Below are 15,350 nucleotides of genomic sequence, written 5' to 3' on the forward strand. Positions count from 1 at the left end.
GATCCAATGCAAAGCTTGCACCGATATCAGAAGATTGGGCACCTGGCAGAACTGCTAGGTGGCCAATGGCTTCAGCGATCCGTCACTGACTCAACCCTGCCACTTCCCGCCTTCGACAATCACGCTCTCAGGCTTGGTGTCATCGCTCAGTTCCTTGCGTACGTACTGGTCGTACAGCTTGAGCAGGTACTTCTCTTCACCCAGCTTTGCCAATTCAACGTTCACCCAGTCACGCAGTTCGATATTGCCCTTCTTCACCGCCGGAGCGATCGGTGCTTCGGCGCCCAGGGTCTGGGCCAGCACGCGGTAGCCGGGGTTCTGCTTGGCCCAACTGAACAACACCAGATTGTCCTGGGCATAGGCATCGCCACGGCCGTTGGCCAGGGCTTGCAGGGATTCGGAATTTTTCTCGAACTTGAGCAGTTTCCAGTCCGGGTGATTTTTGGTCAGCCAGATGTCCGCCGTGGTACCGGTGGTGACGATAGTAGTGCGGGTCGCCAGGTCATCGAGGTTTTTCACGTCGCTGGCTTGTGGCACCAATGCCTGCACCGCGACCTTCAAGTTCGGGTTGGTGAATTCCACGGCCTCCTTGCGCTCCGGGGTCACGGTCATGTTGGCGAGGATCAGGTCGACCTTGTCGCTTTGCAGGAACGGAATCCGGCTCGCCGGTTCCACCGCAACGAACTCGACCTTGTTTTCATCGCCGAGCAGATCCTTGGCGAATCGACGGCCAATGTCGGTATCGAAACCGACGTAGCGCCCCGCTTCATTGACGAAACCAAACGGCGGCTTGTCGGTGAAGACGCCGACGATCAATTTGTCCCGCGCCTTGATCTTGTCGAGGTAGCCGGCCGGCGCGGTACTCTCGCTGGCGACTTTCGGCTTCGGCGGTTCTTCGGTTTTGTTGCAGCCGGCCAACAGCGCCAGGCCGAGCAGCGGGAGGAGCAAGAGGGAAGACTTGGCAGTTTTCATGGCAGTTCCAGTTCCTTTGTTTGAGTCGTTTTGGGTAGTGCGGCGACGTAGGAGAACTTCTCCAGGAACTGCTGCGCTCGTGCGGTTTGCGGGTTCGTAAAGAAAATCTCGGGAGGGTTTTGTTCAAGGATTCGCCCGGCATCCATGAACACGATGCGGTCAGCCACGGCACGGGCGAAGGCCATTTCGTGGGTGACGATCAGCAGCGTCATGCCTTCACGGGCCAGGCCCTGGATGACCTCCAGCACCTCCTTGACCATTTCCGGATCAAGGGCGGCGGTGACTTCATCGAACAACATGACCTTGGGGTTCATGCACAGCGAACGGACGATGGCGATGCGTTGCTGTTGGCCACCGGAGAGCTCACGGGGAAAGGCATCGCGCTTGTCCAGCAGGCCCACGCGCGCCAGCAGGGCTTCGGCTTGAGCGAGGGCGTCACTGCGCTCACGTTTCTGCACCTTGACCGGGCCGAGCAGCAGATTGTCGAGCACGCTCATGTGCGGGAACAGGTGATAACTCTGGAACACCATGCCGATCTGCTGCCGTACTTCGCGCCAGTCGGTGGCCTTGTCCAGCAACTCGCGGCCGGCGAATTTCAGGCTGCCGCTGTGGGCAACTTCCAGGCCGTTAAGGCAGCGCAGCAAGGTACTTTTGCCGCAGCCGCTGGGGCCGAGGACGACGATCACTTCGCCCGGTTTCACGTGCAGGTCGATGCCGTTCAGCACCTGCTGCTCGCCGAAAAACTTATTGAAACCGTTGAACTCGATCAGAGCGCTCATGCTTGTGTCCAGCGCCGCTCGAGCACGCGCGAGGCGGCCGACAGCGGGTAGCAGATGAAAAAGAAAAACAGGAACAGCGCGCCGTAGATCAGCACCGATTCGTAGGTACGCTCGATGATCTGCTGGCCGACCTTGATCACGTCCACCACACCGATCAGCACCGCCAGCGAGCTGGTCTTGATGATGCGCGTGTAGACGTTGATGGTCGGCGGCGTCATGCGTTTCAGCGCTTGGGGCAGCAACACGTAGCCGTAGAGTTGCGCGCCGTTCAGGCCGATCGACAACCCCGCCTCACGTTGCCCGCGTGGCAACGAATGCAACGCACCGCGCACCACTTCGCCGACTTCGCTGGCGCCCCACAACGACAGCACCAGCACCGCGCACCAGAAACTCGGAATGCTCAGGCCAAAGAAAATCGGCAACCCGAAGAACAGCAGGTACAACCAGACCAGCACCGGAATCGCCCGGAACAGTTCCAGGTACACCCGCAAGATCGCGTTCAGCCACTTCGAATTCAGCGTGCGCAACACGCCGTAAAGCACGCCGCCGACGGTGCTGATGGCGATACTCAGGAATGAGATCGACAGGGTTTGCGCAGCGCCCTTGCCCAATTGCGGCAACGACACCCAGAGCAATTCAAGACCCGAACTGGCCATGCTGGAGCCTCCTTTCCAGACGGCTGAGCAGCAGTGACAGCGGCAGGAACAGCAGCACGCAGATCAGCGTCAGCACGGCGAGCATTTCGTAAGTCTTGTAGTACAGCGCGATGTAGCTTTTGGTGGTGTAGAGAATCTCCGGCACCGCCACGGCCGAGACCACGGTGGTCTCCTTGAGCAGGAAAATGAAATTGGCGAACAGCGACGGCAGGCTGAGGATGCCGGCTTGCGGCAGGATCACGTAGCGCAGCAATTGCCCGTGGGACAAGCCGATGGAGCGACCGGATTCCAGTTGCGCCTGAGGCACCGCGTCCACCCCGGCACGCAGCACTTCGGTGAGATACGCACCGCCGAGGAACGTCATGGTGATGATCGCGGCGGCAAACCCCGAGACCTTGATGCCCAGCGCGGGCAACGCGAAGTAGACGAAGAACAGCTGAATGAGCAACGGCGTATTCCGCGCCAGCTCGACGTACAACCCGACCAGGCGTTGCAGGTAAGGCGTGCGGAACACCAGGATCGTCGCGTTGATCAGCGCCACCAGCAACGAGGTGCCGATGGCGATAAAACCCACCTGCAGCGTCACGCCCACCGCCTTGAGAAACGCCGGCAGGGTGCTGAGGATAAAAGCGTAATCGAAGTTCATTGAACATCCCGGACGCCGCTCGGTAAGCGACGGTGGTGCAGTCCCATGGGCAGTGGATAACCACCCGGCAGGCAGTGACTTTAAAGGCATAAGAACCGAAATTTAAATACCGTTAAAGCATATTGATATCACGCAAAACACTATCTCGTGAGTTTGCCGAGAAGCAGTCATACGACTATTTTCCTTTGCGCCGTAGGAAGGATCTTTTTTTTGAAACAGACCTCCAAGGACGCACAGCTTTTGGCCAGACTCCCGGCCGAACCATCACAAGGAAGAGCACATGGCTAACGTAAAAGCACCGCAGCGACTGGATCCGCGAGACATTCTGAAACTGCTGGTGGCGTTGCGCAGGGCGTTGAAGGCCAGGGTGGCCTGACGCACCCCTGTGGGAGCGAGCCTGCTCGCGATGGCGGCGCGTCAGACAACCTCTGTGTGACGGACACACCGCTATCGCGAGCAGGCTCGCTTCCACAGAAAGAAGTGCGCAGGCACAAAAAACGCCGACGCTGCTGTTAGCCGTCGGCGTTCAAACTTGAAGGGGCTGTTGCTGCGTCGAATCAGAACGCCGGCAGTACCGCGCCGCTGTACTTCTTCTCGATGAATGCTTTCACTTCAGGACTGGTCAATGCCTTGGCCAGTTTCTGAATGGCGACGCTGTCCTTGTTGTCCGGACGGGCCACCAGGAAGTTCACGTAAGGCGAATCCGCGCCTTCGATCACCAATGCGTCTTTGGCCGGGTTCAGACCCGCTTCCAGCGCGTAGTTGGTGTTGATCAGGTCCAGGTCGACCTGGTCCAGAACACGCGGCAGCATGGCCGATTCCAGTTCCTTGAACTTGAAGTTGTGCGGGTTCTTGGCGATGTCTTTCGGAGTGGCCAAGGCGTTTTTCGGGTCTTTCAACTCGATCAGGCCAGCCTTCTGCAGCAGAAGCAAAGCGCGACCGCTGTTGCTGCCTTCGTTTGGCAGGGCGATGGTTGCGCCGTTTGGCAGATCAGCCAGTTTCTTGTACTTCTTCGAATAGCCACCGAACGGTTCGACGTGGACGCCGATCACGGTGACCAGGTTCGTGCCTTTGCCTTCGTTGAAGTTTTTCAGGTACGGCAGGGTCTGGAAGTAGTTGGCGTCCAGACGTTTCTGATCAACCTGCACGTTCGGCTGAACGTAGTCGGTGAAGACTTTGATTTCCAGGTCCACGCCTTCTTTGGCCAGGGTCGGCTTGATCAGCTCGAGAATCTCGGCGTGTGGGACCGGGGTCGCCGCAACCACCAGTTTTTCGCCAGCGTGGGCCAGGCCCGCGGTCAGGGCAGCCGCCAGTGCGGTGAACAACAGAACCTTTTTCATGCAGTGTCCTTATCGAAAATCACGATCGTCATCGACGACGGCTTTGAGTACGAGTGCCAGTGAAGTGCTATCGCTGGCGTGACGCGGACAATACCGGGATTTTTTATTCCCGAACAATAACTTTTATTCACGTTGATATTCCATTTTAAGCATACAGATCGGTGGCGACCGTTCACTCCGTGCGCAGCTTTACGATCTGATCGCTGATCTCCTGCGTGAACGACTCAAGGCCGTCCACCACGCCGGATCGCAGGTCCTGGAGACTCCATCGCGGGACCCACGACGGTAAGTATTCCTCCAGAAAGGCGTCGGTTTTGATGGCGTATTTTTCCGAATTAGCAATCACGAACGCTGTTGTAGCGCTCGCGCTGATTCCGCTGCCGATCGCTTTTGCCGTGAGCACGTGATTGAGACGGCCCTGCAACTGGAGCGCCTGTCGCGCCGCCTCATTGGCCGTCGAAGCCGCGCCGTACAGACACCGCCCCACTGCCACGCGCGCGGCCCCGCGCTGTGCAACCGCCACGGACTCCAAGGAGGCGACGCTATTCTTCACCGCCAGGCCAATGCCTCGACTGCCGAACTTCGCAAGCCCCGTGGCGCCCAGCGAAACCGCACTCAGTGCCAGCGACGAGTACGTCAGGACCTGAGCGCCCACGCTGTCCGGCGCCAACTCATCGACCACCGCCGAGGAAATTGAAACCGTGGCGGAAATAACCTCCAGCGCCAGCCAGGCGTAGGCGCTGGCGGATATCGGCACCAACGGCGCCGCACCTCCCAGGGTGACCACTGTCAACGCAATCGCGGCGGCGGCCAGGACGGCCGTCACGCCAATCTTGACCCAGCCCAACGTCGAAATATGCCCGGTGGGATCCTTGAGATTGACCGGATCGCCCAGGCAATAGGCGTAGGCATTGATGCCGCCACCGTCGAACGGACTCCAGCTGTCGGGGCTGTGAAACCGCATCAAACGAGGGTTGTAGGCGCGGTAACCCCTGCCGAGCAGATAACACCCGGTTGCCAGGTCCAGCCGCTCGCCCTGAAATCCCAGCAGGCTGCCCAGCCCGCTGGATGCGGGGCGATCACCGTAGGGCGCATGGGACAAAAACCCTTCGTCCCCGGTTCCCAGGCGCGTCAGGGCAGTGCCCTGGCCGTCCGTCACGAACAGCACGACGTCGTTGCCCTGCTGTTCAGCCAGCGTCGCGCCGCCCCTCGCCAACAGACTCCGCCGCTGCTGGCCTTCGACTTCGCTGCACAGGGCCTGTTCGTTAAAGAAAAGCCTGATCAGCGCTCCCGACCCGGGCGCCACTGCGTGCAGCTGGTCTTCGGCGTCGAACTGATAGTGCGTATCGCCGCCAGCGCCGGTCACACGCTCCAGACGGCTCAGAGGGTCAAATCTGAAAACGCGTCCTTGATCGTCGTTGAGCAGATTGCCGTTGGCGTCATAACTGAAATTCACCTGCGCAGGTTGATAGTCGGCATGGCTGTGCTTCAGTGAGCTCACCTGGGTTTTATCGGCACGCTCGTAGGAGAACGTGCACAGGTTGTCTCCCCCCTCGAAACCTGTGAAAACCGTCAACAGGTTATCGAGGTAGTCGTAGGTGTACTCCTGAAACGTAATGGGTTTGCCCCAGGCATCGATCGGGGCCTGCGTGCCTGCACAGTCATAACGCTGCAAACGCCCGCGGGAATCGTAGGTAAACGTCTCGGTGCGTGAGGCGTTACCGGACACCGTCGAGCGCTTTTGCAGTTTGTCGTCGGCACCGAATGCCTGGCGAATCTCCAGACGAGCCCCATCGCCGAACTCGGAAACCCGCTTGATTTCGCGACCGAACGCATCGTGGGTCAGGGTCGTCGTCAGCGAGCGCCGCGAATGCGTATCCTCGACGCTGAAAGTGTGCAGCTGGCCCTGAGATCCGTAGCTGAATTTCGCTGAAACCGCGCCCTGCTGAATGTGCACAGGGCGGGCGGCAGCGTCATGCTCGTAGCGGGTGAGCATGCCGTTGACGTCAGTGAAGCGGACCGGCAAGCCCTGCAGCGAGCGGCTGATGGCCGTGCTGAAACTACCCTCGCTGGAGACCCACCGCTCAGACGTCACTTTGCCGGACCGGGCGTATTCAACCCGGCGCTGGATGGCCGGGCTCGACGTTTCTTCGAGTCGGGCAGTCAGGGGATCAAAGCGGAATCGGGCCGATTGAGCATGGCCGCCGCCCGTGCGCGCCGTCACCGCCCCGTTCAGCCGCGGGTCGAGGGTGAAGTTGAAAGGATCACCCGCGGCAGTCACCAGCCCCGTCGCTTGCGCGAACCCGCCTTCATACTTTTTTGTTTCGGTTCTACCCCCTACCGTTGTGCTGGTGACACGCAGCAAACCGTCGTAAGTCCGGGTGCCCAGTACGTAGTCATTGGCGGTTATTTCAGTCGGATGGTCCCCCGTACTCAGGGGGTTGTACTTTTTTTTTAGCGACGTGCCGTCCGCCAGTACTGTCTCGATCAGGCGCCCGAAAAGGTCATAGCGGTACAGCGTTGCGAAACCGGCCTCGTTGGTTTGCTCCACGCAGCGCCCCAGGCCGTCGTAGGAAAAAGTCGCGGTGATCGTGCAGACCTCTTCGGAATCAACGATTTCGAGACGCTCTTCCCGAACCGGCTTACCGAACGTATTCAACACCGACCGGGTTTTGCCAGCGCCGTCGATCCAGCAGGTGCGCGTCATTGCAACCGGGTCAAACACGTCATTCCTGGCGACGCCGTCAGGGCCTACCGTTTCGCACACCCGCCCCCACTCGTCATAGCGGTAGGTGGTGGTTGAGGCGGTGGATGTTTCACCGATCCAGTCCAGCCTGATTTCGCTCAGCAGCCGGCCGGCATGATCGTATTCGGCCTCATAGACCAGGCGCATGTGCTTGCCTGACGAGTCGACATCCTGAACCTCGACCTTGAGGGTTTGCCCCAACCCGTCCACCCAGGTTTTAGTCAACGCGCCCCGTATGCTGGTGACCTCGATGCTCGGGCCACCCAGGCTGTCCGTCAGAAAATCGGTGGTACGCGACGGGTTTGGCGTCTCGTCGGCGCCCGGCCTCCGGTTAAAGCCTGACGTTTCCCTGACCACACGGTTCAGCCGGTCATGGACCTTCACCAGCTCATTGCCGGCGCCATCGCGCACCTTGACTTCGAGCCCGGTCAGCCGGTCGTGCCAGATTTCGCGTTCATGGCGGTGGCCCGCTACCAGCAATGTCTGAAGGGTTTTCACCCATTCGCCATCAATCGAATAGTCGAACTCGAGGCTGCGCTCTTCTTCGTGCTCCGCTACCCAGCGTTTTTTGATGCGCCCATAAAACGCATCGCTGACGTCGTCGATGTAGTCGAATTGGGTATCCAGGCACGGCTCCTCGTTGTCGCCCTCATACAGTTGCTCACTCCTGGGCAACAGAAAACGATGGCCGTTCGCGCGTAACGATGGCAAGTCGACGTAGGTAAAACGCGCACTGACCGTCGGCGCCGGCGCAAAACCGGGCGAGGGCGTCACCGTTCGCGCTTTCAGTGCCGTCTTGAAACCCAGCGGGTTGGCCGGGCAACCGTTGGCGCCCTCCGCCGGGTAATACACATAGTCTTCCCGCGCACCACTCGGGTTGATCTGAACCAGAAGATTGCCGGAGTCATCGTAGCTCGTGTGGGTGGTTTCGATTCTGGCCGGGACCTTCGTCGCGGTGTCGACGTAACTGACGACAGACTTTTTCTGCATCTGAAAATTGGCCGGCTGACCGGCGAAATCCAGGCCGTCAACATCGTGATACGTGACCGTGGTTTCCTGGATCCGGGTCCCGCTGATCTGCTTCTCCGCGGTCATCAGATGAAAGCGGTTGTACGTTCTTTCGATACGACTTTGCTCGACATACTTGCCTTTCACCAGCTGCACCAGGCGCTCGATACAGGTGTAAGCGTAAGGCTCGGTCGCCGCAGCCAGCAGGTCGCCTTCCGGGGTCCAGCCGAGGCCGGAATCATAGCCAAGAAAGTTTTTTTCCGAATACCGGTAAGCACGGGTAATCGCGGGTAATCCCTTACCGGGTATCAGGACGCTGCGCAGGACGGTGGGTATCGATTCGACCGGTGCTCCCAGCGGCAAACGATGCCCTTGAGAGGTGTACTCGAGCCTTTCGACGCAGCCGCCAGGCGAGCGGGCTTCGGTCATGACCACGAAATCGTTGAGCGACTGGTAATCGAACGACCACACCAGGTCAGTGGCGGCACCGTAATCAAGGGTGATCTGACGTAGCCACCCATCACGCAGCCAGAGGATGAATGTCAGACGTCTCTGCGGGTGATCCGGCCATAGGGTAATGCTGGGGGGGCTGTCGGACGTTTCATATTCCAGAAGCACTGCCCGATGCTGGCGATCGCGAATTTCCTTCAATAACCGACGGCCACGCACCAGATCGTAGATCAGACTGACCGAGCGTCCTTCATTGGAATACACGCGCTCAGGGAGCCATTCGTCGTAGGTGTGATCGGGTCGGGACAGCACTTCGACCATGCCGTTTTTATGGCTGACGATCAGATTGTCCCCGTCAAGTGTCACCCAGGTGTTCTGCAGTTTTTTGTCCCGGACGATCACCTTGCCCTTGTCGATGTAGACGCGATAGGAAACCCCGCTGGCCAGGGTGAGCCTGTGGGTTTTCTGGTCGTAGGAACTCAGTCCCAACGACCAGCCGGTGCCCCAGCCGATGTCCGTTGTGCGGAAACAGTCGAATGACATGTTCAGGGGTATGGCCGGACCGTCACCATTGTTGGCCATCCATCCCGCCAGACTGAGGCTGGTGCTATAAGTCCCGGTGCGGACATCTACACCGGACTGGATAAACTCGGAAAAATTAAAAGCACCCGACTCTAATGTTTGCACGGCTTTACTCATCATCATTCCTTGATGGCAGGTGTCATTAAATAATTTCAATCAGCGAGGGATTAGCAGCGTTCATTGCCACATCGAGTTCGTGTTTATTGCCGTACATATCACGAACGAATATCCTCGCCATTAAACGATCATATCGAACCTGTGAGTGCCCACCCTTCCTGGCGAAGTGCATCAGCAACACCACTTTGCCTGGCTCTTCATTGCTGAGCGCATAGTTATCAGCCGTTTCCCACGATGTTCCTTGCCAGTGGTTGGCTTTGTGCCCGTTAAAGTAACCAAGGGCGTAATAGCCCAGATAATCCGAATTATCACTGCGAGCCTGCAAGATTGCGGAGAGACTGCAATCGACGAACTTGATATGACGCTGATCCGACACCAGATCCAGAATATAGCGATCAACTTTGGCAACATGTTCAGTCGCTTGCCGGCTGGTGGACAATCGTTTAAGTCGGTAGTGCTCTTTTCGATAAGCAGGAGGGGAGACGGTGCTCAGGGTGATACTGCCATACAGCGACCTTTCGTTACTCGGGAACACCGTGCCATCCGCACGGGTAATGTCCGCCATCAGCTTGATCGGCTCTGAGGTGTTGCTACTGACAAAGAACTCCTTCAGAAAAACATGCTCACCGGTGGTTAAAGGCCCGCGCACCTCGCCCGCGTAAGGGAAAGGCTCGAATTTCGCTTGACGTTCGAGCATGCATTTCCAGCCTGGCGCATCGCCATCCCGAATAATATCTATTGGCAGGGCCTTGCCGGAATTCGCGTCCAGCAGACGAACGCTGTCCAGTTCACCTTGAGTAATATCTGCCGCTTTGGCTCTGGCACCGGCCACTTGTATGACGACGATCAGTTTCAGTTGTTGAGACCCGTTGGCGTAAATGACATTTCCGCCCCAGGCCGAAAATATCTGGAGTCGGTTAATGCCCACCCAACTTGATACTTCAGCTTGTGCATCGGATAACGGCGCAATACCTGCAGTGGCAGTTCTATATAGGTTGTCGACAGCCTCAAACCCGTTTATTTCAGTGTCGATGCCTGGCGCCATGGCGGCATCATTTTCAGTAAAGATCATGGACGAACTTTCCCGCATAAAGATGAATAGTGACGGATATCGATGTATCCAGGGAGTAAAAAGCATACGCCTGGACACCTTCGGTCAATGCACGGAAAAGTGTTACGACCGCATTACAAGATTTTCAAGACATATCGGCGCAGACAACAAAAAGCCCAAGTAACGGATGGTGACCTGGGCTTTTTACTGCTTATAAGTTCGTTATATATTCAAGCTTGCAAAATAGTGTTTCATCGCTTTGAGTTCGGTGATATCGCCTTGTTGAACAAGTTGCTCCAGCCATCGCTGTATCACTGATGCGGACGGCTGGATCGCAGGCAGATTCAAATGCTCCGGCAGAATCTCGTCGCCGGTACTCACCAGCAACGCGAAGTGAATGACATTCTCCAGCTCCCGGGTGTTGCCCGGCCAGCTGTGCTGTTCCAGCAAGTGCTGCGCCGCATCGCTGATCAGCGGCACGGGCAGGTCGAGGCGCTGGCTGTAGATACCGAGGAAGTATTCGGACAATGAAAGGATGTCGCCGACCCGTTCACGCAACGCCGGTAGTTCAAGCTGGCCTTCGCTGAGGTAGTGATAGAGCCGCTCATGAAATTTTCCGGCAGCCACCGCCTGGGCCAGATCGATGCTGGTTGCGGCGACCAGCCGCACGTCCACCGGGCTCGGTTGATGGGCGCCGACGCGGGTCACTTCGTGGTTTTCCAGTGCGGCGAGCAGCTTGATCTGGATCGGCAGAGGCAAGTCGCCGATCTCGTCCAGATACAGGGTGCCGCCATTGGCCGAACCGAACCAGCCGGCGCGACTGCTGGCCGACCCGGTGTAACTCCCGGCCGCATAGCCGAACAATTCGGCGTCAGCGTACGTCGGGCTGATCGCTCCGCAATTGACCGACACGAACAACCCGCCGCGGTCGCTGGCGCGGTGGATGTGCCGCGCCAGCAGTTCCTTGCCGCTGCCGGTTTCACCGCGGATCAACACCGAGATCGAACGCGGTGCGAGTTGCTCCAGCTCCTCGCGCAACTGGCGCGAGCGCGGGTCGACGAACACCAGCGCCTTGGCGCGGATGCTCAGGGGACTTTTGTCGGCGTCGGGGAAGGTCAGCAGCGGCTGACCGAAGGCTTCAAAACTCATGGCAGACTCCCGGCCCACAGCGCCGATGGGCGGGGGCCGTGTTTAAAAAAGGAAAAGGCTCAAGCGCGGCGCAAGGCGTGATGTTCCATGCGGTTTTGCAGGCGATACAGATAAGCAAAACCCTGCTCCCAACGCTGATGACCGGACTTCACGTTGATGTGCCCGGCACCCGACAGAATGCCCGCCTCGGCGCCCCAGTGACGCGCCAGTTCGAGTGCCCGCGGCGCACTCACGGCACTGTCGTTGTCGGAGCTGACCACCTGACTCGGGAACGGCAAGAGATGAGTCGGAATCGGCGCAAAATTACGCAATGCCGGCGCGCAGGCCGGGCGCTCGACGTCCGCGGGTGCGACCAGCAACGCACCGCGCACCTGACGCAGAAACTCCAGCGGAGCGGTAGCCGCCCAATGGGCAACGGTGATGCAACCGAGGCTATGAGCGATCAGGATCACCGGTGTGCTGTCAGCGGCAATCGCCTCGGCCAGCGCCGCCACCCAGTCTTCACGACGCGGCGTCAGCCAGTCGGCCTGTTCCACCCGCGCGCTGTTCGGCAGGCTGTTCTGCCAATGGGTTTGCCAATGATCATCTGGCGATCCTTGCCAGCCCGGCACAATCAGGTAGCGGATTGATTCGTTGCGCATGGGGAGCTCTCCTGCTGCGTGTCTGTTCCTGCACGAGTATAGGGAGGAGAGTTATATCCGTTAAGGAATAAGAAGCTATTTATTAAGACCAATATCGTATATGCGCATTAAGGAACCTGTAGGAGCGAGCTTGCTCGCGAGGGTCGTCAACGATAACGCTGGATCCCTGACTTCCGCGGCGTTCTTACGTTTATCGCGAGCAAGCTCGCTCCTACAGGGGGGGTGGTTTTTGCCGGAGATAAAAAAGGGGCCGCACCCTGCCAAGGAGACGGCCCCGGAAACTCAAAAATCTGTAGCGCGATAATTGGCTGAAACGGTTATCTGATAAAGGAATATTTAATTACTTTATTAGACCTTGATCGCATAAGCCGTTCTCACTCTGGATTTCAACTTAACGCGGCATTGGGTCAAATTGATGACCAGCCTTTTGAGTTTCCGGGTGCATCGATCAAGCCTGAGCCGCACGCGCCTCCTGCGCTTCGGCGGCGTCCCGGCGAACAAAGCGGTTGGCCCGGGTAAACGTGCCGAAATCATTGAAACGCACGCCCATCTCGCGCATCACTTTATGCGCCACCGGCACGGTCAACTGACGGATGTAGAACGGCTCCTTCACCACGAAGTGATGAATGCCGTGGCTGCTGCCGAAGTTGAAGCAGAACGCCTGCATCGGCCACATCCACCACGGGTTCAGCACCTGGGTTTGCTGGATCACGTTGCCCGGCTCGACGTCGCCGTAGTAATGCATGTTCGAACTGACGAAGTGCAGGCAGAAGGTGCGCAACACGTTCGGGCCGATGATCACCACGGCCGCGATATCGATCACCTGCATGACCGAAAGCGTGGTCGCCGACCATTCAATCGAAGCCCCCAGCAGATGCGCGACACCGTTGGCGGCGTGAAAGCCTAGGAACAGATACCACGCGCCCCAATGCACCAATGCGAGCGGGGCATAGACCTTCAGCGTGCGCTTGATGATGCTGAATTTATGAGTCCAGGTCTTGGCCCGCAGCATGCGGATGAAGGCCGACATCACGTTGTCGCCCACCATCAGCAAGCGCGCGAAACCCCAAGGCTCGCCATTGGTGATCGCCCGTTCTTCCATGTCGGTTTCGGTGCCGGAAACCTTGTGGTGGTTGAGGTGCAGATGCCGACGGATCCAGGGGTTGATCGTGCTGGGCCGCGCCAGCCATACCAGGCCCATCATCAGGTTGTGCGGCACCCGTTGTTTGCGGAAATACATGCTATGAATCAGGTCGTGCTCCAGCTCGTGGGTCAGCGAGGCGAAGAACGCATTGAGCAGCAGGCACGCCCACCAGGCCATGTGCCCGGTCAGGTAAAGCGCCGCAGAACCGAGCATGCCGGCAAGGGCGAAGGCCAGAATGCCCACACCCAAGGCGTCCTGATGATTGAGAATCGGGTAGCGTTGACGCAGTTCGACGCCTCTGGCCAACACCACTTCGCGAATATGTGCTGATCGTTGGGCTGCATTCAGTCGCTGGGGACTTGCAGAAGTACCTTCCATGCTTCCATCCTCTGGTTATTGATGTCTGCATCCTGCCTTGCGAACCCTCGCGACGCGGTAGCCGTGGACGCCAACCTGTTGACCGGAAGCGCCAATCAGCATGACTGAACCGACCTCCCTAGCCAGCTGGACCCGCGCCCTGCGCAAACAACTCGATGCGCTGGGCCTCGACAGCACCGCCCTGTGTCAGCAGGCGGGGCTCGACCCGCTATTGATGGACGACCCGAACGCCCGTTACCCGTTGTCCGGCACCACGCGCCTGTGGGAAATCGCCGTGCTGGTCAGCGGCGACCCGGCGATCGGCTTGCGTGTGTCACGGTTCGTCAGCCCGACCACCTTTCATGCGCTCGGTTACGCGCTGGTGGCCAGCGGCAGTTTGCGCGAGGTGTTCGAGCGCATCGTGCGTTATCACCAGGTGGTGAGTAATGCACTGGAGCTGGAACTGACCCGCGCCGAGGATCGCTACCGCTTCCGCCTGAAAATCCCGCCAGGCAATCCGGCGCCGGCGTTCGAAGCCATCGATGCCTTCACCGCGATTTACGTGCGCACCTGCCGCAATCGCCTCGGCCGTGACTACGCGCCGCTGGCGGTGTACCTGCGCCGCCCGGAACCGGCGGACGCGCACCAGTGGCATAAAGTGTTCCGTGCGCCGGTGCATTTTTCCGCTGACGAAGACCGGCTGGAGTTTTCCCTGGTGGATTTCGACAGTCACCTGGACGATGCCAATCCGGAACTGGCCGAACACAACGAAACCGTGCTCAAACGGACCTTGGCGCAACTCAAACCGCTGACCTGGGAGCGCAAGGTCCGCGATGCCATCGAAGAGCAATTACCCGAAGGCGAGCCCAGCGCCGAGCACATCGCCCAGGCTTTGCACCTGAGCTTGCGCAGCCTGCAACGGCATCTGGCGGATGAGGGTTGCCGGTTCGATACGCTGCTCAATGAAAGCCGCGAAAACCTGGCGCTGCTGCACCTGCGTGATCCGCAATGCTCGTTGAGCGAGATCAGTTATCTGCTCGGATTTGCCGACACCAGCAGCTTCAGCCGCGCGTTCAAACGCTGGACGGGGATGACGCCGGGGCAGTTTCGGGATGGGTTGCGGTGACAGGTCGAAAAGATGCGGTGCCTGAGCCGGCCCCTTCGCGGGCAAGCCCGCTCCCACAGGGAATTAGAGCCACATCACGGCCCCTGTAGGAGCCAGCATGCTGGCGATAGCGGTGTATCCGTCGCCATCAATGTTGAATGTGCCACCTGTATCGCGAGCAGGTCGGCGGTTCAGGCGCCGCAAAAATCTCAGCGCCCCCGATCCCGCCGCAACAACTTGCGCACCCGCGCCACCAGCTCACTTACGGCAAACGGCTTGAGCAGGTAATCATCCTCATGCAACTCCAACCCGCGCAGGCGATCTTCGATGCCGTCCCTGGTGGTCAGGAACAGCACCGGCGTCTCGCCAAGCTTGCGGATCTGTTGCTGCAACTGCCAGCCGTTGAGCCCCGGCAGCATCACATCGAGGATGATCAACTGGTATTCACCCGACTCAATGAAGCGACGGCCGTCCATGCCATTGAGCGCCACATCGACCGTAAAACTTGCCTCGCTCAGGCCGTTGGCCAGGAGCTTGGCGGTTTCCGGTTCATCTTCCACTAACAGCACACGCATGGCACACCTCGATTGTCGTCCACACAGGCTAG

At 58.9% G+C, this 15,350-nt stretch carries 12 protein-coding genes; 1 reads left to right on the top strand and 11 read right to left on the bottom strand.

Annotation, left to right across the window (positions count from 1 at the left end):
• Window positions 1–90 precede the first annotated feature (90 nt).
• The 10 genes from NTD84_RS19965 to NTD84_RS20010 all read right to left on the bottom strand — a co-directional run bounded on the left by NTD84_RS19965 (window position 91) and on the right by NTD84_RS20010 (window position 13,659).
• Complete coding sequence (locus NTD84_RS19965; protein WP_262168949.1) at window positions 91–972, bottom strand: transporter substrate-binding domain-containing protein; 882 nt, start codon at window positions 970–972, stop codon at window positions 91–93.
• Window positions 969–1,751, bottom strand: coding sequence for an amino acid ABC transporter ATP-binding protein (locus NTD84_RS19970; protein WP_262168951.1), 783 nt, complete (start codon window positions 1,749–1,751; stop codon window positions 969–971). Before NTD84_RS19970 ends, NTD84_RS19965 begins: the two co-directional genes overlap by 4 nt.
• On the bottom strand, window positions 1,748–2,407 hold the full coding sequence (locus NTD84_RS19975; protein WP_262168952.1) for an amino acid ABC transporter permease: 660 nt from the start codon (window positions 2,405–2,407) through the stop codon (window positions 1,748–1,750). The genes NTD84_RS19970 and NTD84_RS19975 overlap by 4 nt, the downstream gene beginning before the upstream one ends.
• Window positions 2,388–3,053 carry an amino acid ABC transporter permease gene (locus NTD84_RS19980; protein WP_008148239.1) on the bottom strand — a complete coding sequence of 222 codons (666 nt, stop codon included), beginning with the start codon at window positions 3,051–3,053 and terminating at the stop codon, window positions 2,388–2,390. The genes NTD84_RS19975 and NTD84_RS19980 overlap by 20 nt, the downstream gene beginning before the upstream one ends.
• A 557-nt stretch (window positions 3,054–3,610) precedes the next feature.
• On the bottom strand, window positions 3,611–4,393 hold the full coding sequence (locus NTD84_RS19985) for a MetQ/NlpA family ABC transporter substrate-binding protein (RefSeq protein ID WP_262168956.1): 783 nt from the start codon (window positions 4,391–4,393) through the stop codon (window positions 3,611–3,613).
• Window positions 4,394–4,565: 172 nt separating this feature from the next.
• Window positions 4,566–9,284: an RHS repeat domain-containing protein gene (locus tag NTD84_RS19990; protein WP_262168958.1), complete on the bottom strand. Its 4,719-nt coding sequence runs from the start codon at window positions 9,282–9,284 to the stop codon at window positions 4,566–4,568.
• A gap of 37 nt (window positions 9,285–9,321) precedes the next feature.
• Window positions 9,322–10,368, bottom strand: a complete 1,047-nt coding sequence (locus tag NTD84_RS19995; RefSeq protein ID WP_262168961.1) for a hypothetical protein — start codon at window positions 10,366–10,368, stop codon at window positions 9,322–9,324.
• Between the two features lie 201 nt (window positions 10,369–10,569).
• Complete coding sequence (locus NTD84_RS20000; RefSeq protein WP_262168963.1) at window positions 10,570–11,496, bottom strand: sigma 54-interacting transcriptional regulator; 927 nt, start codon at window positions 11,494–11,496, stop codon at window positions 10,570–10,572.
• A 59-nt stretch (window positions 11,497–11,555) separates the two neighbouring features.
• A complete protein-coding gene (locus tag NTD84_RS20005) occupies window positions 11,556–12,137 on the bottom strand; it encodes an alpha/beta hydrolase (RefSeq protein WP_262168966.1) in 582 nt (193 codons plus the stop codon).
• Window positions 12,138–12,585: 448 nt separating this feature from the next.
• The gene (locus tag NTD84_RS20010; protein ID WP_262168969.1) at window positions 12,586–13,659 is read right to left on the bottom strand and encodes a fatty acid desaturase; all 1,074 of its coding nucleotides are present in this window, start codon (window positions 13,657–13,659) and stop codon (window positions 12,586–12,588) included.
• A 100-nt stretch (window positions 13,660–13,759) separates the two neighbouring features.
• Here NTD84_RS20010 and NTD84_RS20015 point away from each other — a divergent pair, with 100 nt between their 5' ends.
• Complete coding sequence (locus tag NTD84_RS20015; protein WP_262168971.1) at window positions 13,760–14,764, top strand: AraC family transcriptional regulator; 1,005 nt, start codon at window positions 13,760–13,762, stop codon at window positions 14,762–14,764.
• A 188-nt stretch (window positions 14,765–14,952) separates the two neighbouring features.
• On the opposite strand, the gene NTD84_RS20020 is transcribed toward NTD84_RS20015, so the two are convergent.
• Window positions 14,953–15,318, bottom strand: coding sequence for a response regulator (locus tag NTD84_RS20020; protein ID WP_262168973.1), 366 nt, complete (start codon window positions 15,316–15,318; stop codon window positions 14,953–14,955).
• Window positions 15,319–15,350: the final 32 nt, after the last annotated feature.

The sequence above is a fragment of the Pseudomonas sp. 14P_8.1_Bac3 genome (assembly GCF_025466085.1).
GTDB lineage: Bacteria > Pseudomonadota > Gammaproteobacteria > Pseudomonadales > Pseudomonadaceae > Aquipseudomonas.